This window comes from Rhizobium sp. WSM4643 (assembly GCF_025152745.1).
Taxonomy (GTDB): Bacteria; Pseudomonadota; Alphaproteobacteria; order Rhizobiales; family Rhizobiaceae; genus Rhizobium; species Rhizobium leguminosarum_I.
In genome coordinates this window covers 3,014,630-3,034,992 of the sequence record NZ_CP104040.1, presented here as the reverse complement: position 1 = coordinate 3,034,992, position 20,363 = coordinate 3,014,630, and the positions used below count along the sequence as shown (strand labels likewise).

The 20,363-nt window shown below is 61.2% G+C and carries 23 protein-coding genes and 1 pseudogene; 12 read left to right on the top strand and 12 right to left on the bottom strand.

Annotated features, from left to right (window positions below):
- Window positions 1-29: 29 nt before the first annotated feature.
- On the bottom strand, window positions 30-941 hold the full coding sequence (locus tag N1937_RS15305; protein WP_260056491.1) for a LysR family transcriptional regulator: 912 nt from the start codon (window positions 939-941) through the stop codon (window positions 30-32).
- A 117-nt stretch (window positions 942-1,058) separates the two neighbouring features.
- Here N1937_RS15305 and N1937_RS15300 point away from each other — a divergent pair, with 117 nt between their 5' ends.
- The 3 genes from N1937_RS15300 to N1937_RS15290 all read left to right on the top strand — a co-directional run bounded on the left by N1937_RS15300 (window position 1,059) and on the right by N1937_RS15290 (window position 4,140).
- Window positions 1,059-2,087, top strand: a complete 1,029-nt coding sequence (locus tag N1937_RS15300; RefSeq protein ID WP_260056490.1) for an aldo/keto reductase — start codon at window positions 1,059-1,061, stop codon at window positions 2,085-2,087.
- Between the two features lie 180 nt (window positions 2,088-2,267).
- The gene (locus N1937_RS15295; RefSeq protein WP_441005662.1) at window positions 2,268-2,837 is read left to right on the top strand and encodes a PadR family transcriptional regulator; all 570 of its coding nucleotides are present in this window, start codon (window positions 2,268-2,270) and stop codon (window positions 2,835-2,837) included.
- A gap of 4 nt (window positions 2,838-2,841) precedes the next feature.
- Window positions 2,842-4,140 (top strand): FAD-dependent oxidoreductase, encoded by a 1,299-nt coding sequence (locus N1937_RS15290; protein WP_260056488.1) that lies wholly within the window; start codon window positions 2,842-2,844, stop codon window positions 4,138-4,140.
- A gap of 52 nt (window positions 4,141-4,192) precedes the next feature.
- Here N1937_RS15290 and N1937_RS15285 read toward each other — a convergent pair whose 3' ends face one another.
- The 6 genes from N1937_RS15285 to lgt form a co-directional block, all read right to left on the bottom strand.
- Window positions 4,193-5,125 (bottom strand): ribose-phosphate pyrophosphokinase, encoded by a 933-nt coding sequence (locus tag N1937_RS15285; protein WP_017965321.1) that lies wholly within the window; start codon window positions 5,123-5,125, stop codon window positions 4,193-4,195.
- Window positions 5,126-5,230: 105 nt separating this feature from the next.
- Entirely contained in the window at window positions 5,231-6,052 is an 822-nt protein-coding gene (locus N1937_RS15280; RefSeq protein ID WP_260056487.1) for a hypothetical protein, read from the bottom strand.
- 91 nt (window positions 6,053-6,143) lie between these two features.
- Window positions 6,144-7,295 (bottom strand): M24 family metallopeptidase, encoded by a 1,152-nt coding sequence (locus tag N1937_RS15275; protein WP_017965319.1) that lies wholly within the window; start codon window positions 7,293-7,295, stop codon window positions 6,144-6,146.
- 5 nt (window positions 7,296-7,300) lie between these two features.
- On the bottom strand, window positions 7,301-8,095 hold the full coding sequence (pgeF, locus tag N1937_RS15270; protein ID WP_017965318.1) for a peptidoglycan editing factor PgeF: 795 nt from the start codon (window positions 8,093-8,095) through the stop codon (window positions 7,301-7,303).
- 110 nt (window positions 8,096-8,205) lie between these two features.
- Window positions 8,206-9,306 carry a class I SAM-dependent methyltransferase gene (locus N1937_RS15265; RefSeq protein WP_170254827.1) on the bottom strand — a complete coding sequence of 367 codons (1,101 nt, stop codon included), beginning with the start codon at window positions 9,304-9,306 and terminating at the stop codon, window positions 8,206-8,208.
- Between the two features lie 19 nt (window positions 9,307-9,325).
- On the bottom strand, window positions 9,326-10,174 hold the full coding sequence (gene lgt, locus N1937_RS15260; protein WP_162116532.1) for a prolipoprotein diacylglyceryl transferase: 849 nt from the start codon (window positions 10,172-10,174) through the stop codon (window positions 9,326-9,328).
- 201 nt (window positions 10,175-10,375) lie between these two features.
- Between lgt and N1937_RS15255 the strand changes: the two genes are divergently transcribed.
- The 4 genes from N1937_RS15255 to N1937_RS15240 all read left to right on the top strand — a co-directional run bounded on the left by N1937_RS15255 (window position 10,376) and on the right by N1937_RS15240 (window position 12,708).
- The gene (locus tag N1937_RS15255) at window positions 10,376-10,636 is read left to right on the top strand and encodes an accessory factor UbiK family protein (RefSeq protein ID WP_003561307.1); all 261 of its coding nucleotides are present in this window, start codon (window positions 10,376-10,378) and stop codon (window positions 10,634-10,636) included.
- Between the two features lie 390 nt (window positions 10,637-11,026).
- Entirely contained in the window at window positions 11,027-11,527 is a 501-nt protein-coding gene (locus N1937_RS15250) for a YbjN domain-containing protein (RefSeq protein ID WP_017965314.1), read from the top strand.
- 1 nt (window position 11,528) lies between these two features.
- Window positions 11,529-12,356, top strand: a complete 828-nt coding sequence (gene proC, locus N1937_RS15245) for a pyrroline-5-carboxylate reductase (RefSeq protein WP_222279915.1) — start codon at window positions 11,529-11,531, stop codon at window positions 12,354-12,356.
- A 10-nt stretch (window positions 12,357-12,366) separates the two neighbouring features.
- A complete protein-coding gene (locus N1937_RS15240; RefSeq protein WP_017965312.1) occupies window positions 12,367-12,708 on the top strand; it encodes a tRNA-binding protein in 342 nt (113 codons plus the stop codon).
- 222 nt (window positions 12,709-12,930) lie between these two features.
- Here N1937_RS15240 and N1937_RS15235 read toward each other — a convergent pair whose 3' ends face one another.
- Window positions 12,931-13,626: an MBL fold metallo-hydrolase gene (locus N1937_RS15235; protein ID WP_260056486.1), complete on the bottom strand. Its 696-nt coding sequence runs from the start codon at window positions 13,624-13,626 to the stop codon at window positions 12,931-12,933.
- Window positions 13,627-13,913: 287 nt separating this feature from the next.
- Between N1937_RS15235 and N1937_RS15230 the strand changes: the two genes are divergently transcribed.
- Window positions 13,914-14,531 (top strand): DUF1236 domain-containing protein, encoded by a 618-nt coding sequence (locus N1937_RS15230; RefSeq protein ID WP_260056485.1) that lies wholly within the window; start codon window positions 13,914-13,916, stop codon window positions 14,529-14,531.
- A 210-nt stretch (window positions 14,532-14,741) separates the two neighbouring features.
- Here N1937_RS15230 and N1937_RS31560 read toward each other — a convergent pair.
- Window positions 14,742-14,862, bottom strand: a pseudogene (locus N1937_RS31560) (branched-chain amino acid aminotransferase); the annotation flags it as partial.
- Window positions 14,863-15,053: 191 nt separating this feature from the next.
- Here N1937_RS31560 and N1937_RS15225 point away from each other — a divergent pair.
- The 3 genes from N1937_RS15225 to N1937_RS15215 are packed head-to-tail and all read left to right on the top strand — an operon-like array spanning window position 15,054 to window position 17,647.
- Entirely contained in the window at window positions 15,054-15,545 is a 492-nt protein-coding gene (locus N1937_RS15225; protein WP_260056484.1) for a MarR family winged helix-turn-helix transcriptional regulator, read from the top strand.
- Entirely contained in the window at window positions 15,546-16,247 is a 702-nt protein-coding gene (locus tag N1937_RS15220) for a response regulator (protein ID WP_260056483.1), read from the top strand. It begins immediately after the preceding gene.
- Window positions 16,248-16,270: 23 nt separating this feature from the next.
- Window positions 16,271-17,647: an ATP-binding protein gene (locus tag N1937_RS15215; protein ID WP_017965306.1), complete on the top strand. Its 1,377-nt coding sequence runs from the start codon at window positions 16,271-16,273 to the stop codon at window positions 17,645-17,647.
- Between the two features lie 47 nt (window positions 17,648-17,694).
- Here the strand turns inward: N1937_RS15215 and N1937_RS15210 are convergent, their stop codons facing one another.
- A complete protein-coding gene (locus N1937_RS15210) occupies window positions 17,695-18,153 on the bottom strand; it encodes a winged helix-turn-helix transcriptional regulator (protein ID WP_210254172.1) in 459 nt (152 codons plus the stop codon).
- A 34-nt stretch (window positions 18,154-18,187) separates the two neighbouring features.
- Here N1937_RS15210 and N1937_RS15205 point away from each other — a divergent pair, with 34 nt between their 5' ends.
- On the top strand, window positions 18,188-19,060 hold the full coding sequence (locus N1937_RS15205; RefSeq protein WP_162116537.1) for an oxidoreductase: 873 nt from the start codon (window positions 18,188-18,190) through the stop codon (window positions 19,058-19,060).
- Between the two features lie 61 nt (window positions 19,061-19,121).
- Here N1937_RS15205 and N1937_RS15200 read toward each other — a convergent pair whose 3' ends face one another.
- Both N1937_RS15200 and N1937_RS15195 read right to left on the bottom strand, forming a co-directional pair.
- Window positions 19,122-19,592 carry a BA14K family protein gene (locus tag N1937_RS15200; protein WP_026154250.1) on the bottom strand — a complete coding sequence of 157 codons (471 nt, stop codon included), beginning with the start codon at window positions 19,590-19,592 and terminating at the stop codon, window positions 19,122-19,124.
- A 147-nt stretch (window positions 19,593-19,739) separates the two neighbouring features.
- Window positions 19,740-19,955: a cold-shock protein gene (locus N1937_RS15195; RefSeq protein WP_003561293.1), complete on the bottom strand. Its 216-nt coding sequence runs from the start codon at window positions 19,953-19,955 to the stop codon at window positions 19,740-19,742.
- Between the last annotated feature and the right edge of the window lie 408 nt (window positions 19,956-20,363).

The following is a 20,363-nucleotide window of genomic DNA, read 5'->3' as shown; positions in this document are numbered from 1 at the left end:
GTCTTTCGACCGAAGAGCAGATGCGCCGGCTAGGGTATCACCCTTTGCGGCGCAGCAGCGCCGTTGCCATGTCGAGAAAGACGCGCAACTTCAGCTGCGTCTGCGAGCGGGCGGGGAAATAGGCAAAGAGACCGGGCGTGGTCGGCAAGAAGGGATCGCACGCGTTCGAGCCGCCCTGATGTCACGGCCTCGCCGACGGAAATATCCGGCAAATAGGCAAGACCGAGCCCGGCCTCCGCGAGCTCGAGCAGCAGCAGGAAGTCGTTGACCATCAGGCTGCCCGGCGCATCGACGGAGAAGTCGTGGCCGTCTCGCTCGAATTCCCAGCGATAGATGACGCCCGATGTCGGATAGCGGTAGCGGATCGCCTGATGGCGGGTGAGGTCCTCCGGCGTCACCGGCCGACCGTATCGGGCGAAATAGCCGGGCGAGCCGACGACCGTCCAGATGATGTCAGATGTCAGCCGCATGACGATCATGTCCTTTTCGATCGCCTCGCCGATGCGGATGCCGGCGTCGAAACCGCGTTCGGTGATATCGATTGCCGCATCATCGACCGAGATCTCGACGGAGATATCGGGATAGGCGTTGCGAAATTGCGGCAGCAGCGGCGTCACGATCAGCGGCACGGCCATGCGCGGCACGGTGAGGCGCAGGTGCCCGAGCGGGCGGTCGCGGAAGCCACCCAGCATGTCGAACGCATCTGATATATCGGCGGCAGCCGGACGGACGCGCTGGAAGAGCGCGGCACCGGCTTCGGTGAGCGCGACGCGCCGCGTGGTGCGGACGAAGAGCGGCACGCCGAGCTTCACCTCGAGCGCGCGGATCGTCTGGCTGACGGCAGTCGGCGTGACGCCGAGCGATGCGGCGGCAGCGGTGAAGCTCCTGGCGTCGGCGACGGCCAGGAATTCCGTCAAACCGTTGAAGGGGTCGGGCGCCATCGGTCTATTATGAAGTTGAACTTCATAAGCCTTATCGATTCGGCGGATTTTTCGCAATAATGTTTTGAGGCATTATCTTTCCATCCGATCACGACAATCCAATGGATGGAGGATGACATGCAATATACGACCCTCGGCCGGAGCGGCCTTGCCGTTTCCAGGCTTGCCTTCGGCGCGATGACTTTCACATCGGGCGACCGCAGCTTAAGCGCGATCTACAAGACCGATGCCGATGTTGCCGATGCGCTTGTCGGACAGGCACTTGATGCCGGCATCAACTTCTTCGATACGGCAGACGCCTACGCATCCGGCCAGTCGGAAACGATCCTCGGACAGGTGCTGATGGCGCGGCGCAGCGAGGTGGTTATTGCCACCAAGGTCGGCTTCCGCACCGGTACGCCTCTCGGCCGGGCCGGGCTCTCCCGCCGCCACATCCTCTGGTCGGTCGAGGAAAGCCTGAAACGGCTCAGAACGGACTGGATCGACGTCTATATCGTCCACAAGGAGGATCCGTTCACGCCGCTCGAAGAGACGCTCGCGGCGCTCGATGCCGTGGTGCGTTCCGGCAAGGTGCGTTATATCGGCTTTTCCAACTGGTCGGCCTGGAAGGTGGCGGCGGCGCTTGAAATCCAGAAGGCGAAGGGGCTGGCGCCCTTCACGCATGGACAGATGTATTATTCGCTGCTTGGCCGCGACGTCGAGCGCGACATTCTTCCGATGATGCAGCGTTACGGCCTCGGGCTGACCGTCTGGAGCCCGCTCGCCTCCGGCTTTCTTTCCGGCAAGTACACCCGCGAAACGCTCGGCGATCCCGACAACCGCTATTCCGGTTTCGACATCCTGCCCTTTGACAAGGAACGGGGCTTCGCGCTGATCGAGCGCATGCGGGTGATCGCCGCCGCGAACGGGGCGAGCGTCGCCCAGGTGGCGATCGCCTGGGTGCTTACGAAAAAGACGGTCTCAAGCGTGTTGCTCGGCGCCTCGAAACCGCATCAACTGGCCGACAATCTCGGTGCGGCGGAGCTGGTGCTTGATGAAGGCGACCTTGCAGCGCTCGATGCGGCGACTGAGCCGGCGCCGGTCTATCCGAATTGGTTCATCGACAATCTCGTCGACCAGCCGCAGAAGGCGGCCCTCGGCCGCTGACCGCCGATAGAGGATTTGTCGCAAGAGGCGCGTCGCCACGCCATTGGGTCGAACTGACGTCGAGCCGGGGCTCCGGCAATCATCATCGCATTGACTAGTCGTAAAATAACTAGTATTACTATGACTATGACTATGACAATCAAACGCTCTCCAACCGCGCTCGCTGTTCTTGGAATGCTCATGGAGGAGCCGCTGCATCCTTACCGGATGCAGCGGCTCATTAAGGAGCGCGGCAAGGACGAGGTGATCAATGTAACGCAGAGGGCGAGCCTCTATCAAACAATCCAGCGGCTCGAACGCGAGGGTTTGATCACTCCGCAGAAAACGGTCCGGGATGACAAGCGTCCCGAGCGGACCGTGTACGAGATAACCGAGAAGGGCCGCGACATCGCGCTGGAATGGATGCGCGAGATGTTGTCGACCGTGACGCGGGAATATCCGGAATTCCCCGCAGCCATATCATTTCTTCCTCTGCTCACACCGAATGATGTGTTGGGTCGGCTTGAGCACAGGGCAAATACCATCGAGTCAGAGCTCCGCCGGATCGACGGAGTCCTACGGGAGGCGCAGGCCGTACCAAGGCTCTTCCTTCTGGAGATGGAATATCTCCGGGCGCTTCACGCAACCGAACTGTCTTGGGTCAACGGCGTTGTCGAGGACCTCAGCGCCGAGCGCATCACCTGGACAGACGAGTGGCTGAGGCAAATCGCCGCGAAGTTCTCGATCGACCGCAACCTTGACCCGGACTAGTACCATGAAAGTTTTGATTATCGGCGCCGGGACCGGCGGTTTGGCACTCGCCCACCTGCTTAAGCAGGCTGGGGTTTGCATAGCGGTGTATGAGCGCGACTTCGCGCCGAACGCCGACACCGGTGGCTATCGCGTCGGCATCAGCCCGGCTGGAAGCCGAGCGCTAAAAGCCTGTATCCCCGGCGAACTCTACGACCTCTATGTCGCCACCTGCGCTAGGTCGCCGCGCTATTTCAACATGCTCACGGAACAGCTCGGCGAAGTGCTGAGCTTCGACGTCGATGATGCAGACCCGAATGCTCTCGACGGTGAAAAGAACGTGGTTCGAAAGACGCTGAGGCGGGTTCTGCTCCGGGGACTTGAAGACGACGTGTTCTTTGGGAAGGCGCTTCACGGTTACACAAGTAACGCGGACGGGTCCGTCACCGCGTGCTTTCAGGATGGAAGCCTCGCGACGGGAGATGTCTTGGTGGGTGCTGACGGCACGGGTTCCACTGTATGCAAGCAACGCTTGCCGGACGCGCGTCTGGAAGACACTGGGATCGTGTCGCTCGGAGGCAAAATTCCTATGTCGGCCGAGACGAAAGCTCTGCTGTCGGACAAAATGTTCAAAGGCATGTCGCTGATTATGGCGCCGATGGGCTTCGGCGCAATCATTCACTCGCTCGAGTTCGCCGATAGCCGAAGTGACCCCGGGTTTGCTTCGCGTTGGCCGGATTTCGTCGAAGCACTCGACGAGGACAGCATCGGCTGGGGTATCTGGGGCGCTCGGCAGAATTGCCCGCGGGATCCGTCCGGCCTGAACGGAGAACAATTGAGAGAGCTGGGCTTGGAGCTCGCTCAAGACTGGCATCCGCACTTACGTGCTCTCATCCATATGACGGAGCCCTCGACGATCCACGATGTCAAGGTCAGGACCTCGGTCCCGCTGACGCCTTGGGCGAGTTCGAATGTCACTCTGCTCGGTGACGCCGTCCACACGATGACACCCGGACGAGGCGCGGGCGCCAATACAGCGCTTCGCGATGCCGCTCTGCTTGGACGCATGCTGGTCGAAGCGGACCGGGGACGAAAGCCGCTCGTCGAAGCCATACATGCCTACGAAGTCGAGATGCTTCGCTACAGTACCGAAGCAGTCCAAGAATCGAAAAAGCAGATGGATGCTAATGATCTGGCTCATCGACCGATTATCGGCACAGTTCAGCTCGCTTTCATGCGCAGCGTAATGCGCACCGTCAATGCAATACCTGCACTCAAGCGGCGCGCCTTTCGGCAGATGATGCGAGTTCGCGGCGAAAACTAGATAGTCGCTGACAATCAGCAAAATCCGGAAGTTCGTCGGATGCCTGATGTTTTCAGTCAAACAGGCTGGAGACGGACTCTTCCTGGGCCGTTCGGCTGATGGCTTCGCCGATCAGGGGCGCCGTCGTTACGACGCGGATATTGTGTGCCGAAAGCACGGCCGTGGTCGGCTGGATCGAATCCGTGATGACGAGTTCGCGCAGCTTTGAGGAGGTGACGCGGGTAACCGCGCCGCCGGAAAGAACGCCGTGGGTGATATAGGCGGTGACGCTGGACGCACCCTTGGCCAGCATCGCGTCGGCCGCGTTGCAGAGCGTGCCGCCGGAATCGACGATATCGTCAATCAGCAGGCAGTCCTTGCCGGCAATGTCGCCGATGATGTTCATGACTTCGGAGTCACCCGGCCGATCGCGGCGCTTGTCGACGATGGCCAGAAGACAGTCCAGGCGCTTCGCGAGCGCGCGGGCGCGAACCACGCCGCCGACGTCGGGCGAGACGACCACGACGTTGCTGAGGTCATAGTGGCTCTTGATGTCGCGGGTCAGCACGGGCATGGCAAAGAGGTTGTCGGTGGGTATATCGAAGAAGCCCTGGATCTGCCCGGCATGAAGATCGAGCGTCATGACGCGGTCAGCGCCGGCCTCTGTAATGAGGTTTGCGACCAGCTTGGCGGAGATCGGCGTACGGCCGGAAGCCCGGCGGTCCTGACGGGCATAGCCGAAATAGGGCAGGACGGCGGTGATGCGGCGGGCTGACGAACGACGCATGGCGTCGATCATGATCAGCAGTTCCATCAGATGATCGTTGGCGGGAAAGGCGGTCGGCTGCACGAGGAAAACATCCTCACCGCGCACATTTTCCTGGATCTCCACGAAGATTTCCTGATCGGCAAACCTTCGAACACTGGCTTTCCCCAAGGGAACATTGAGATAGTTGCAGATCGCTTCGGCGAGTTGCCGGTTCGAATTGCCTGCGAAAACCTTCATTTTGGTCCGCCTGTTACGCGCTGATAGCCGCGCTTTTTAGTCAGCTTCCCCGTGAATGCAAGGGCAAAGGCGCCACAGGCTTCCATATTTGCAAAAAGTTTGTGACTAACCACCCTGAGTCTGCCGCCAGGAGGAGAATTCCGCTATCGTTTTTGAGCCGATCTGCTGCATCACCGAGGCCGGAACGCCCGCCCAGGGATCGGTCGCAGCCGTCGGCACGCTTTCTTGCCCCTGGATGCGGTGCAGGCGACCCCCGCCGCTGTCGAGAATATCCCAGACATAGACCACGGTGACCTTGCCATCATCGCTGAAGGCCGAGAGATAGCCTTTGAGGATGTAATCGCTGCTCGCGTCGTTGGAACTCTTGATGGAAAGGCCATGCGCGCGTGCCTCGGCGCCGAGCTGGCGCGAGAGCGGGGTCACGGCCTGCACCGGCGCGCCGATGATCGGCAGGAAGCGCACGGTTTTGCCCCGGGCGGAGGAGGGGGCGGGGCTGAGGGCGGCGGTCTGTTGCGGCTGTTGCGTCTCGGCCGGTTCAGCCGACTGTGCGGGGAGCCTACCACTGGCCGCCGGCGGTGGCAGCGATTGTCCCTCGATCGGGGTGGAGGCGGCCGGCGAGGAGCCGCTCCTCGATAGGGCGTTTGCCTGCTCCTGCATCGTCGTCGGTGGCGCGCCGGTGCCGGGTCGATAGGCCTGCTGCGACTGATCATAGGCTGGATGGTAGCCGCGCTGTTGCGAGCTTCCCGAGAAACTCGGCTGGCGGGTACCCGCCAAACGCTCGGCCTCGCTCTGCGTCACCGGACTCGAAGGTGCCGCCCCTGAGGAATCGCCGATATCGACCTGCGGGGTCAGCGCATCGGTGGTATTGCAGGCGGTCAGCAGAGCCATGACGAATAGGAGCGTGGGCACAATCGCAGCTCGCGTCATCCCTTGATCCGTCCTTCCCACAATCGCAATCAGCCCCACCCGAATTTATGCGGGTGGGGACGGTCGTCTGTCAATTCCGGATTCTCACCGGTCAGAGGCCGATGAAATCGAGCGGATGGCGGGACAGCGCGCGCGGCGCATCCGTTGTCGTCAAATAAGTCTGGCCGAGCGTCATCGCCGTGCCCGTATCGGAATCGGCGATGATCATGTGCACGAAGAGCGACATGTTCGGCTCGATCGGCTGCGGATTGCCGACATGGAACATCTGATGCTCCATCCAGGAGGGCGAGAAGCGGGCGCCGAGCGAATAACCGCAGGCATTCAGCCGGTGGCGGGCCAGGCCGCGCTCGTCGATGATCTTGGCATGCATGTCGAAGACATCGCCAAAGGTCTGGCCGGGCTTCAGCACGGTCTCGATCGCCTCGATGGTTTCGCGGCAGGCGTTGTAGAGCTCGCGGTGGCGGTGCGTCGGCGCGCCGATGACGATCGTGCGCATCATGGCGGCGTGGTAATGCGCATAGGCGCCGGCCCATTCGAGCGTCAGCTGGTCGCTGGCGTCGAGCTTGCGGCGGCCGGCCTTGTAGCGGCAGAGCAGCGCGTCGGCGCCGGAGCCGATGATGAACTCGTTGGCGGGGTAGTCGCCGCCGCCGGAAAAGACCGCGCCCTGCATGGCAGCAAGGATATCGGCCTCGTCGGCGCCGGGTTTCGTCAGCCGGATCGCCGCATCGAGCGCATCGTCGGCGAGAACGGCGGCGCGCTCGACATAGGCGACCTCCGTCGGGCTCTTGATCAGGCGCAGGCGGCTGACGAGATAGGAAGCATCGACGATCTGGCCGAAGATGGTCAATTGCGCGTCGAGCAGACGGGCGACGCGGCCGGTCATGCCGTGCGTATCATATTCGACACCGATGCGGGCGCCAAGCAGATCCATCTCGACCAGCAGGTTCTTCAGGTCGAGCGTCGGATCGGCATTGACCCGGTCGACCCAGATATGGATGTCATCGAGGATCGAGGTATGCCTCGCCTGGCGAAGATCGGCCGAGCGGGTCATCAGCGCCATGGTGCCGTCGCTCTTGACGACCAGCGTCTGGAAGAAGCAGTAGCCGAAGGTGTCGTAGCCGGTCAGCCAGTACATGCTTTCCTGGGCGAAGAGCAGCAAGGCGTCGAGCTTTTCTTCCTTCATCTTCTCGGTGAGGCGCGCAAGCCGGCTTGCGAATTCGGCCTTTTCGAAATGCAGTGCCATTCTGCTCAAGTCTCCCTGATTGATATCGCGGAAATCTGGCGGCCGTAATCCGGCTCCTTGCGATGTGTCGTCCTGCGGTAGGAAAAGAAGCGCTCGCTATCCGGATAGGTGCAGAGGCCGAGGCTTTCGGCACGCACGCCGGCTTTCGTCAGTCGGTCGACGGTTAACCCCGGCAGGTTGAACATGGCATGGCCGGGCGTCGCGGAAGGCACAAAAAAGCGCACGTCCTCCGGGTTTTCGGCGACGAAACGCTCGACGAACTCGGGACCGACCTCATAACTTGCCTGGCTGATCGAGGGGCCGAGACAGGCGACGATGCGAGCGCGGTCCGCACCGAGAGCCTCCATGGCGGCGATGGTATTTTCGATCACGCCCGTCAGCGCGCCCTTCCAGCCGGCATGGGCTGCGCCGATGACGCGGTTATCGGGATCGGCAAAGAGGATCGGCCCGCAATCGGCGGCGAGCACGCCAAGCGCGATTCCCGGGCTGCGCGTTACCATCGCATCGGCGTCAGGGCGGGCGCCGTCATAATCGGCACCGACCATCACGACATCGGGAGAATGGACCTGATGCACGGTTGCCAGCCGCTCGACCGGCAAGCCGAACCAGGCGGCGACACGGCGCCGGTTTTCGAGGACCTTGTCACGTTCGTCGCTGGAGCCGAGGCCGACATTGAGGCCACGATACAGCCCTTCGGAAACGCCGCCGGCCCGCGTGAAATAACCGTGCCGGATAGTGCTGCCCGCCGCTTCGTTCAGGAGCGCGCTTTCGATCGGTGCGGGAGAGGCCGCGTCCTGCATCTGTGATTCCGGGTTTTCGAGGGGGTTGTCATTGTCCCAAGCGCATCGCATATGCGGCGCGCTTCAAGTTCTTGTTTCGGGCCGATGTTGAACCAGCCGCGTGCGCCCTGTCAATCCACCGGACGAAAGGGCATGAGATCGATGGCGGGATGGGAGACCGCCATCACCTTGAAGAGTTCGCCCATCCGGCCTTCACCGGCGCCGGCAAGCCTTTCGACTGCCGCCTGGATGACCTGCCGGGTTTGCGGCTCGCGATCCCGACCGAGGGCCGCCGCACGTTCGAGAATGCCGAGGCCACTTAGAAAATCACCTTGATGCAGGGCGCCGTTCAGATGGACGCCAGCCGCAAGCGCCGTTTCGGCGAGCTGCTGGAAGTCGACATGACTTGTCAGATCGGCTTCGCCGGGATGGGCGAGCGGCGGGTCGAATTCATGCATGCGCACGGCCTGGAGCGTATCGCCGAAGCCGGTGACGAGATGGCCGTAGTCGACCGTAAGCGCCGTGCCGCCGAAGACGCGCAGCCGCTCGCAGATCGCGATCATCACCGCCTGGCGGGCCGGCGAGATTTCAAAGAGGGTGCCGACCGGAACGTTCTGCACCGGTTCGGGAAGAAGCGCGGGATCGAGACCCGCGACGCCGGCGGCAAAGGTCAGCTCGCCATCGGCGTCGATGCCGACCATGCGCTCGCGGAAACCCGTCGGCATGCGGACGAACTGGCGGATCGGGATGGCGTCGAAGAGTTCGTTGGCGGCCATCAGCGTGAAGCCGGGCGGCACTTCGTCGAATCCATTATGCCAGGCGATTTTCTCGCCGTAAGGCTCGAGTGTCTGGCTCTGGACGTCGCGCAGGCGCTCGCTGGTTTCGACGAGATGCACGCTCATAGCGTCCAGGAGTGGCGGGGCGATCCGGGAGATGACGCGCAGCATGTCAGCCATCATCGTGCCGCGGCCGGGGCCGATCTCGACGAGGCGCACATCCGTCGGTGCGCCGTGGCGCTGCCAGGCATGGACGATGAAAACGCCGATCATCTCGCCGAAGATCTGGCTGACCTCGGGCGCGGTGACGAAATCGCCGGAACGGCCGAAGGGCTCGCGCGTCCGGTAATAGCCGTGTTCGGGATCGGCGAGGCAGAGCGAGAAATAATCGGTGACGCTGATCGGGCCGTTGGCCTGGATGATTGCCTTGATCTTTTTGCCTAGAGCGGTGGTCATGTCGCGCGTCCTGCCGTTTTCAAAGCTGCAGTGCAGCCTGGCGGCGGGCCCGCAGCATCGCCCAGAGGCCGAGCAGGATCATCGGGGAGGAGAGCACCATGCCCATGGTCAGCCAGTTCGTGCCCAGGAGGTAGCCGAGTTGGGCGTCGGGCTCGCGGAAGAATTCGACGAAGATGCGTGACAGCGCATAGCCGCAGACGAAGACGCCTGTAATGAAGCCGGGGCTTTTCAGCGCGCGCATGCCGTAGACAAGGGCGGCCAGCACCACGAGCAGAACAATGCCTTCGAGGCCGGCTTCGTAAAGCTGGCTTGGGTGGCGGGCGAAGGGACCGCCGGTCGGGAAGACTACGGCCCAGGGCACGTCGGTCAACCGGCCCCACAGCTCGCCATTGATGAAATTGGCGATGCGGCCGAAAAACAGACCGAAGGGAACGACGGTGGCGACGATGTCGAACAGGCTCCAGATCGGTATGGCATTGCGGCGCGCAAAGAGGATCATGGCAATCGTCGTGCCGGTCAGGCCGCCATGGAAGGACATGCCACCGTTCCAGATCTCGAGCGCACGGACGGGACTGCGCAGGACGGCGGGGAGATCATAGAAGAAAATATAGCCGAGACGGCCGCCGAGGACGACGCCAAGCGCTGCCCAGACGATGAAATCGTCGAGCTGCGTCTTTGATATCGGCGAGACGTTGCCGGGCCAGAGACTGTCATTGGCGGCGATGCGGCGCGCATAGGCCCAGCCGAGCAGGATGCCGGCGACGTAGGCGAGGCCGTACCAGTGAATCGCCAGCGGACCGATCGAAAAGGCAATCGGATCGATATCCGGGAAAGGCATGATGGCAAGGAGATCGGCTGCTATCGGCAAGGTTTTCCACCTGTTGAGTTGCGCGGAACATGCCGCTGCGATCCCGGACGGTCAAGTCCATTGTTCGTGATGGCTCGTTCCTGGCCGGTGCCGGCAAGCTTATCCCGTGCAAAGCGCTTGCATCGTCGGTGGCGAAGCCCTACCTCAATCCTCGAGGCCCTGAAGGGCTGAATTCACCTCATGCGAAGGGAGAAAAACGCCATGACGACCGGAACGAACCGCATCATGGACGAATTCGCCAAGCTGATGACCGATGCGGCCGGTGCCGCCCAGGGCGTCCGCAAGGAGATCGAAACCGCCTTCAACGCCCAGGCCGAGCGTTGGCTGAACAGCATGGACATCGTCAAGCGCGAGGAGTTCGAGGCCGTGCGCGAGATGGCGATCAAGGCACGCGACGAGAACGAGGCGCTTGCCGCCCGCATCGCCGTGCTCGAGGCGAAACTTGCCGGCGAGGGCGCTTAAGTCCCGATACGACACAGATGCGGCGTTGCCTTCGTGCCACACGCCGCATCTTCCGTAAAAAAAACCAGGTGAGTTTTCCACCTGTGGACACTGCCAAAAAAGCCAATTCGCAGAGTCGCTTATTCTCCCTTCTGAATTGAATTTCGAAGAGCCTTTCCACAGTGGCCGGTCCTATTTTCCGTTCGGGGGGCTGGCAGGGGGCAAGGGGCGCTATACACTGATTTTAAATGATGATTCGAAGCGACTTGGTAAGCTCCGGGCAGGTTATCTGCGTTAAGTCTGGCAGCGGTTCAACGATCATCCGAGTGGTGGTTCCGGTATTTTGCGTGTGTCTTTCTTGTGTTCGTACACGAAGTTAGGTCGCATTCGTTCCGGTCAAGAAGGTGCTGCATGAACCTGATGGAATTGGAAGTCGAGCGTCAGTCGAACCCGGTCGATATGATCGAGTACGTTGCCTCCAACAACGACTGGTCGTTCGAACGGTCCGGCGAGGACGAGATCGCGATGACGGTTGAGGGCCGCTGGACGGACTATCACATCTCCTTCTCCTGGATGGAGGAGTTCGAGGCGCTGCATCTTGGCTGCGCCTTCGATATCAAAGTTCCCGACATCAGGGTCAACGAGGTTGTCAAGCTGCTCTCGGCGATCAACGGGCAGGTGCTGATGGGTCATTTCGACCTCTGGCGTCAGGAAGATGTGGTCATTTTCCGCCAATCGCTGCTGCTTGCCGGCGGTGCCGAGCCTACCAATCGCCAGGTGGAGGTGCTGCTTTCCAGTGCGCTCGACACCTGCGAAGCCTATTTCCAGGCATTCCAGTTCGTCGTATGGTCCGGCATGGAAGCGACGAAGGCGATGGAAGCCGTGCTGTTTGAAACGGTCGGCGAGGCATAAGATGCCAACGACTCCTTTCTCCTCGACACATCCCGTCGTCCTGATCGGCGCCGGAAACATGGGTGGGGCGATGCTCTCCGGCTGGCTGAAAAGCGGCGTTCCGGGCTCGGCCGTCATTGTCGTCGATCCCGGCCCGTCGCCGGCGATGCTGGCGGCGATCAACGAGGCCGGCGCGACCCATCTGACTGCGCTTCCCATGGATTTGAAGGCAAGCGTGCTGTTCCTGGCGGTCAAGCCGCAGGTGATGGAAACTGTGCTACCCGCGGTGAAAAGTGCGGTCGGGTCGGGCACGGTCGTCGTCTCGGTCGCAGCCGGCAAGACGCTCGGTTTCCTCGAGAGACATCTCGGCAAGGCCGCCATGGTGCGCGCCATGCCGAACACGCCGGCCATGGTCGGGCGCGGCATCACCGGCGCCTTTGCCAATTCAGGGGTCAGCGATCAGCAGCGCAAACGCGTCCATTCTCTTCTGCGCGTCTCGGGCCCGGTCGAATGGGTGCCGGCGGAAGCCGATATCGATGCCGTGACGGCGCTTTCGGGCAGCGGTCCGGCCTACGTATTCTATCTCGTCGAATGTATGGCGGAGGCAGGCCGCAAACTCGGTCTGCAGGCGGACCTCGCCATGCGTCTCGCGCGGGAAACAGTCGCGGGGGCTGGTGAACTCATGCACCAGTCCCCCGACGACGCTTCGCGGCTGCGAGAGAACGTGACTTCTCCCGGCGGCACAACGGCGGCGGCGCTCGCCGTGCTGATGGCCGAGAATGGCATGCAGCCTCTGTTCGACGCAGCCCTTGCGGCGGCGCGCAAGCGGGCCGAGGAACTGGCCGGCTGACGGAGACCATATGGTAGAAGAGATCAACTACGCCGATTTCGAGCGGGTCGACATTCGTGTCGGCACGATCATCGAGGCCAGTCCCTTTCCGGAAGCGCGCAAGCCGGCAATCAAGCTGGTGATCGATTTCGGCCCGGAGATCGGCGTTAAAAAATCCTCGGCACAGATCACCGTGCATTATACGCCGGAAAGCCTGCTGGGCCGGCAAGTGCTCGGCGTCGTCAATTTCCCGCCGCGCCAGATCGGGCCGTTCCGCTCGGAAGTGCTGACGCTGGGATTCGAAGACGAGAACGGCGCGATCGTGCTTGCTGCGGTCGAACAGCCGGTGCCAAACGGCCGAAAGATGATGTGAGCGCGAGCTCACACTTAAAGCGCGTCGCGTCGAATCGGATTCATGCGATCCGCTTTAGGTCTTTATGCAAGTCGTTATCCCAAAACCGCTGCGCACTTTTTGTCGACATGCATTAGATCAGGGTGATTTTAGGCCTGATCGGCCTTAAATCACCCAGATCTAAATCAAAGAAATAGAGCATGATGTCGTCCGAAAACCGCGCACACTTTTCGGCATCATGCTCTAGTTGTTCGGGGCTTCGCCCGATGCGCCGGCATCGGATCCTCCACGAGATCTGATTTCCTGCAGAAATGGATTGCTTCGCCGCTCGTCGCCGATGCGGCTGCCCGGGCCGTGGCCGCAGATGAATCCGACGTCGTCGCCGAGCGGCAATACCTTGTCGCGGATCGAATCGAGAAGCTGCTGATGATCGCCGCCGGGCAGGTCGGTGCGACCGATCGAGCCGTTGAAGAGGACATCGCCGAGATGGGCGAAATTCTGCGCACGGTTGAAATAGATGACGTGGCCGGGGGCATGGCCGGGTGTGTGATAGACCTCGAATTCATGGGCGCCGAAAGAGATCTTGTCGCCATCCTTCAGCCAGCGGTCGGGCACGACGTTACGCAATCCTGATATGCCGTATTTCGCGGCCTGGGTCTCGATCCGCTGCAGCAGCGGCAGGTCGTCCTGATGCGGGCCGACCACGTCGATGCCGAGAGCTTCCTTCAGTTCGCGGGCACCGCCGGCATGGTCGAGATGGCCGTGCGTCAGCCAGATTTCCTTGATGGTCAGGCCGTTCTGGGCAATCGCCTGCAGAATGAGCGGCACGTCGCCGCCGGGATCGACGACGACGCCTTCCTTGGTATCGGGATCGAAGAAGATCGTGCAATTCTGCTGGAAGGGTGTCACCGGAATGATGCCGGCCTGGAGCATGCCCATAAGTGCCTCGCTTGGTGTCTCTACTGCGTGGGGTATAGTCCGAAACCGTGGCAAGGGCAGCCGGAATCTTCCGCCATTGCGGTCCGCCTCACGGCAAAACGACGGACTGCAACAAGAATTTACGCCCCTCTCCGCCATTGTAATAGAGCGGAAAAATTGAATTTTGTTCAATTCTTCGAAGCACTTGGATGAAATCCCCCATAAGCCGCATTTCGCTCGGCGGAGCGCATGGGAACATCGTGGAACCCCACGCGTTGTCAGCCCATCGAAACCAAGGAGACGCTCACATGACCTTGAAGAGAAACATTCTGTTGGCTGGAGCCGTGCTCCTGGCGAGCGGCGGTGTCGCGCAGGCTGAGATTATAGCGACGACGGTCAACGATCTCAACGTCCGCGCCGGTCCGGGTCCGCAATATCCGGCAGTCGGCCTTGCTACCCGCGGCTCGACAGCGGTCCTCGACGGCTGCATCGAAGGCAGCCGCTGGTGCCGTGTCGACGTCAACGGCATGCGCGGTTGGGTCTATGCCGATTATCTGCAGGTCGATCAAGGCGGCAGTCCTGTCATCGTCGAGCAGCACCGTGCCGAGATCGGCGTACCCAGCGTGACTTATGAGTCGACCGCGAGTGTCGTGCCGGCCGAGCCACAGCCGGCACCTGGCGACGAGTTGCTCGGCCCCGTCGGAGCGGTCGAGACCATCACCCCGCCGGAGACGGTCCGCACTTATATCGAAACCAATCCGGGCCAGACGGTGCAGCTCGGCGGCGATGTCGTCGTCGGCGCTGAGGTGCCTGACGATGTCACCTTCCAGACGATCCCGGACTACGAGTATCGATACACCAGGATCAACGACCGGCCCGTGCTGGTGGATCCGGGGACCCGCCGGATCGTCTACGTCTATCAGTGACGCACTCAGCGAAGTGCAAACGGGGCGGCCATCAGGTCGCCTCGCTTTTCGCAGGTTCTCCGCCTACCTTCCCGCCAGTATGGTTGATTTTTATAACCTTTTCCTCCCAAATATAATGAAATCTGATGCGCAGATCGGCGTAGCTGGGCGATTGGGAGATCGCCGAGTCTTCGGATCGGGACGGCGATATTCGGCGATATAGAGGCGGATCAGTACGTGGATCTTAGCGTCTTTCCCAGGCGACGAACTCGCCGTTGAACCAGATTTCGCCGTCCAGCTGGTCGAAAGGAACTGAAGCCCTCCCTAAACTCCTCCGGTGCTTGAGCGCCATGCCTGTTGATTGTTGTCACCATTACGTTTTATCCACAGACGCAAGGGGAAATCGCCTATTGCGTCGGAGTGCCGGACGGGCCTTGGTTTCCAGGAGAATGCGAGACCGTGCGGCGCTCGCGCAGAGTTCAGGAAAGTTAGCAGCGACGCAAATTTATCTCAGTAAAGATGACAGAGAGAAGGAAGTGCCGAGTGCCACGACAGACCGGCCCGAAAGCAAGCAAGCCAGTGCCGCTGGCCACGCCGATGGAAGATACGGGGATTATCGATTTCGAGATCATCGAGCTGTTCTTCTTCGCCTATCGCGATTTCGTTTCCGATCCTGACGCCATCCTCGAAAAGAGCGGCTTCGGCCGGGCGCACCATCGCGTCGTGCATTTCGTCAACCGCAACCCCGGCATGACGGTTGCCGATCTTCTCGATACCTTAAAGATCACCAAGCAGAGCCTCGCAAGGGTGCTGAAACAGCTGATCGATTCAGGCTATATTCGCCAAGTGGCCGGCCCTGAGGATCGGCGGCAGCGCAAGCTTTATCCGACGAAATCGGGACGAGAGCTGGCGCTTGCCCTTGCTGAGCCGCAATCGCGCCGCATTGAGCGGGCATTCGAAGGGGCTTCTGCGGAGGTGCGGGAGGGCGTAAAAGCTTTCCTCAGCGGAATGCGGGATAGACAAAGGGCGGATTGAATGGCAGTCAAGACAGGTATTTCCGACGATGCGGCGCATTTGCTGGTGGTCGATGACGACTCCCGCATCCGCGCGCTGCTCAATCGTTATCTCGCCGAGAACGGCTTCCGCGTTACTGTCGCCGCCGACGGCGCCGAGGCGCAGCGCAAGCTCACCGGTCTGGATTTCGACCTCATCATCATGGACGTGATGATGCCCGGCGAATCCGGAATCGTTGTCACCCGCGGGCTTCGCGCCATCAAGAACGTCCCGATCATCATGCTGACGGCGCTGGCGGAATCGGGCAACCGCATCGAAGGCCTCGAAGCCGGCGCCGACGACTATCTCTCCAAACCCTTCGATCCGCGCGAGCTGGTGCTGCGCATCAACAATATCCTGCGCCGCAACGCCAACGGCGAGGGGCTGAAGATCGAACAGGTTATGTTTGGGCCTTACACTTTCTCCTTGACCCGCAAGGAGCTGAAGAAAGCCAGCGAGGTGATCCGGCTCACCGACCGCGAGCAGGAGATCATGCTGCTCTTTGCACGGCGTGCCGGCGACACGATCCCCCGCCATGAACTGATCGGCAACGACACCGAAGTCGGCGAACGGACGATCGACGTGCAGATCAACCGGCTGCGGCGTAAGATCGAGGATGATCCCGCCAATCCCGTCTGGCTGCAGACCGTGCGCGGTATCGGATACAGGCTGAGCATCGACTAACTCAAGGTTCGGGACCGGCGCTGATGGTGACGATCGACAGCTTGCGGCGGGAAGACCGCACTTCTGCGCCGGGCTGGCGCTGGGTCGTCCGCTGGCTGCGCCGCCGGCTGCCGACCGGACTTTACGCGCGCTCGTTGCTGATCATCATCATTCCGATGGTGCTCTTGCAATCCGTCGTCGCCGCCGTCTTCATGGAGCGCCACTGGCAAATGGTGACGGAGCGGCTGTCGCTTGCCGTCACCCGTGACATCGCCGCGATCATCGAGATCATCGAGACCTATCCGCAAAATTCGGATTATAGCGAGATCATCCGTATCGCCCGCGACCAACTCAGCCTGCAGATCTCGATCGAGCCGGACGGCGACCTGCCGCCACCGCGCGTCAAGCCGTTCTTCTCGATCCTCGACGGCATCCTCAGCGACGAGATCACCGACGAGATTCACCGGCCCTTCTGGATCGACACGGTCGGCAACTCGAACCTCGTCGAGATCCGCATCAAACTCGACAACAAGATCCTGCGGGTGCTGACCAAGCGCAGCCAGACCTATGCGTCGAACACCCATATCTTCATCGTCTGGATGGTCGGCACCTCACTGGTGCTGATCGGCATCTCGATCCTCTTCCTGCGCGGGCAGATCCGGCCGATCCTCACCTTGGCGCGAGCGGCTGAAAGTTTCGGCAAGGGGCAGAAGCCTGATGATTTCTATCCGCGCGGCGCCGACGAGGTCAGGCGTGCCGGTCTTGCCTTCATCCTGATGCGCGAGCGAATCGAACGGCAGATCGAGCAGCGCACCGCGATGCTCTCCGGTGTCAGCCATGATCTGCGCACCATCCTCACCCGCTTCAAGCTGCAATTGGCGCTCGCCGGCGACAATCCCGACCTGCATGGTCTGAATGACGACGTCAACGACATGCAGACCATGCTGGAAGCCTATATGGCCTTTGCGCGCGGCGAGGTCGAAGAGGATGTCGGCGAACTCAAACTCAGCGAGATCTTTGCGAAGCTGGAATCCGATTTCGCCCTGCATGGTAAAAAATTCAGCTATTCCATCGAAGGCGATGACGACATATCCGTCCGGCCGAACGCCTTCATGCGTCTCGTCACCAACCTGGCCTCGAACGCGCGTCGTTACGCGGATAGGCTCGACATCGAGGCCAAGCATAATGCCAAATGGCTGACCGTCATCTTCGACGATGACGGGCCGGGCATTCCGGAAAAGAATCGCGAGGACGTGTTCAAGCCATTCTTCCGGCTAGATACGGCGCGTAATCTCGATGCGTCGGGCACCGGCCTCGGCCTTGCGATCGCCCGAGACATCGCCCGCAGCCATGGCGGCAACGTCACGCTCGGCGACAGCCCGCTCGGTGGACTGAGGGCAACGGTCCGCATTCCGGCCTAAACATGTCGCGCAAAACTGTGCAGCGGTTTGAAAGATCGCGACGCGCTTCAGGCACGGGCCGCCGTCAGCTTCACGGCTTTGCGTGCATCGAAATCGTCCAGGTGTTCGACGATCCAGCGCCAGAGCGCGGCGACTTGCATGAGAAGGTCGCGTCCGAGCGGCGTCAACTCATATTCGACGCGCGGCGGCACTTCGGGATAGAGTGTGCGGATGATGAGGCCATCTCTTTCGAGGGTGCGCAGCGTCTGCGTCAGCACTTTCTGGCTGATGCCCTCGACCCTCTCCATAAGGCGCGAGAAGCGCAGGGGTGCGCCGGCATCGGAGAGCACATGCAGGATGCGCAGCGGCCATTTCGCCGCCGCCCGTTCGATCAGTTCGCGGGCCCGCGCATCCTGCTCGTCGGTCATGCTGCTGCAGAAATCGAACATGTCGCTGCTCACGTCAGTTACCTCAAGGTGTGTATAGATCGTATGGGTACCTTCTTTCAATCGGATACAGTAGACCATACATGGGCCGGGAACCACAGAAGGAGGGTTTCCGATGCCCAGGGTCTGGTTGATAACAGGGAGTTCGCGCGGTCTCGGCCGGGCGCTGGCGGAGGCGGTTCTGGCCTCCGGCGACAATCTGGTGGCGACGGCGCGCGATCCCGGCCAGCTTGCCGATCTTTACGAGCAGTATGGCGATCAGGTGCTGACGCTGGCGCTTGACGTGACTGACGATGCGGCGGCAGCGGCGGCAATCGAGGCGAGTGTGAAGCGGTTCGGGCGCATCGACGTGCTTGTCAACAATGCCGGCTACGGCAATGTGGGCTCGATCGAGGATACTAGCCTTGCCGATTTTCGCGCCCAGATCGAGACCAACCTGTTCGGCACGATCATCATGACCAAGGCAGTTATCGCCCTGATGCGCGGGCAGGGAGCGGGGCACATCATCCAGTTCTCATCCGTCGGCGGCCGGATCGGACCTGCCGGGCGCGGCGCCTATTCGGCGGCGAAATTCGGTGTTGAGGGCTTTTCCGAGGTGCTGGCGAAGGAGGTAGCGCCATTCGGGATCAAGGTGACGGTGATCGAGCCCGGCGGCTTCAGGACCGATTTCGCCGGCTCCTCGACGGTGCTTGCCGAAGGGCGGCAGGACTATGCAGAGACGGTCGGCGTTACGGCGCGCTTCCAGCATGCGTACAACGGCCGCCAACCCGGCGATCCCGCCAAAGCGGCTGCGGTCGTCATCCACATTGCCGGTCTCGACGAGCCGCCGCTCAGGCTGCTGCTCGGCAGCGATGCCGTGCGCAATGTCGAGAAAGCGGATGCGGCGCGTATCGAGGCCGATCGTGAATGGCGCGCCGTCAGCGTCTCGACCGATTTTGAGCCGGATGCCGAGGCAGGACCGATGCCTTGGGAAAAGGAGGCCGGTTGACGAGGCAAAAAACAAAAGCGCCGCTGAGAAGCGGCGCTTTGTAGCAGGGATTGTCGTGCAATCAGCCGGCGGTGCAGAAGTGGCTGCGGCCGTCATTGCCGATATAGGTGCCACTGCGCGGATCAAAGGAGCGGTAGCGGTAAGAGCAGTAGCGCTCCCATTGCGGCGACCAGGGTTCTACCGCCGTGCGAACCGGCGCATAGTATCGCGGCTGCTCGACATATTGCGGCTGCTCGACATAAACACGACGCGGGGCGCGATAGACCGGAGCGGGCTCGTAGTAATCAGGCTCATAGGCCGGATCGATGTAGCGGCGCTCTTCGTAACCCGGACCGTTATTGGCATTGGCAATGGCAGAGCCGACGATCAGGCCGGTGGCCAGCCCAACGGCGCCGCCGACCCACGCATCGTTGTTGCCGTGATGATTATCGTGGCGCCAGTGGCGGTCACCGGCCGACGCTTCACCAATGGCGGAAAGCGTGAGTGCAGCAGCGGTTGCCGTCAGCAGAAGGGTCTTGGCGAGCCTGTTCATAAGTGTAAATCCTAATCCCGGGAACCGAAAGCCGGTCCCTTTCTCGATGGTCACAGTCGTACAGATTTGTAGCTGAACGAAGGCTGAACGACAAAACCCGGCATTGCTGCCGGGCTTCAACTCGAACTCGCCAGCCTTGTTAAGGGTTCAGCCCGCAATCTGCAGATTGACGGCCTTCGGGCCCTTGCCGCGGCGATCCGGCTCCGTGTCGAAGCTTACCTTCTGGTTTTCCGTCAGACCGGCCAGGCCAGAGGCCTGAACGGCAGAAATGTGAACGAAGATATCAGCGCCGCCCCGGTCCGGCTTGATGAAGCCGAAGCCTTTGTCGGTATTGAAGAATTTTACAGTGCCAGTCTCTGCCATGCGTCAGGTCCTTTTCTCTCTGCCCGCCATCCACACGGGCAGCATCATAGCATTGCCCCCTTGCGGGAGGTGTTGGCAGGCAATTCTTGAAATTTGAGAAAAAGGTCCCCTCTACCTCGGCCTGTTCCAGGTAGGAGTTTCTCCCGCCATTTTCGGAACCGGCTGACCGGAATATTAGCGTTCCCGGCGCGCAAATACTTAAGGACTTCCCATGCTCGCAAAATGCCCGAACGCGCTGAGAGTGCTGCGTTTAAAGGATTTTGGCAAGCAAAAGTTTTTTAACGTGTCGTTCCGGGCACACCCCTGTCGATCTCCAATTTGCGCAAAAACGCAAAATTTCCTTCGTCGACAGGGAATGATTAACGTTTTATATCGTCGGCAATATAAGTTCCGAGCAGATTTTCCCAA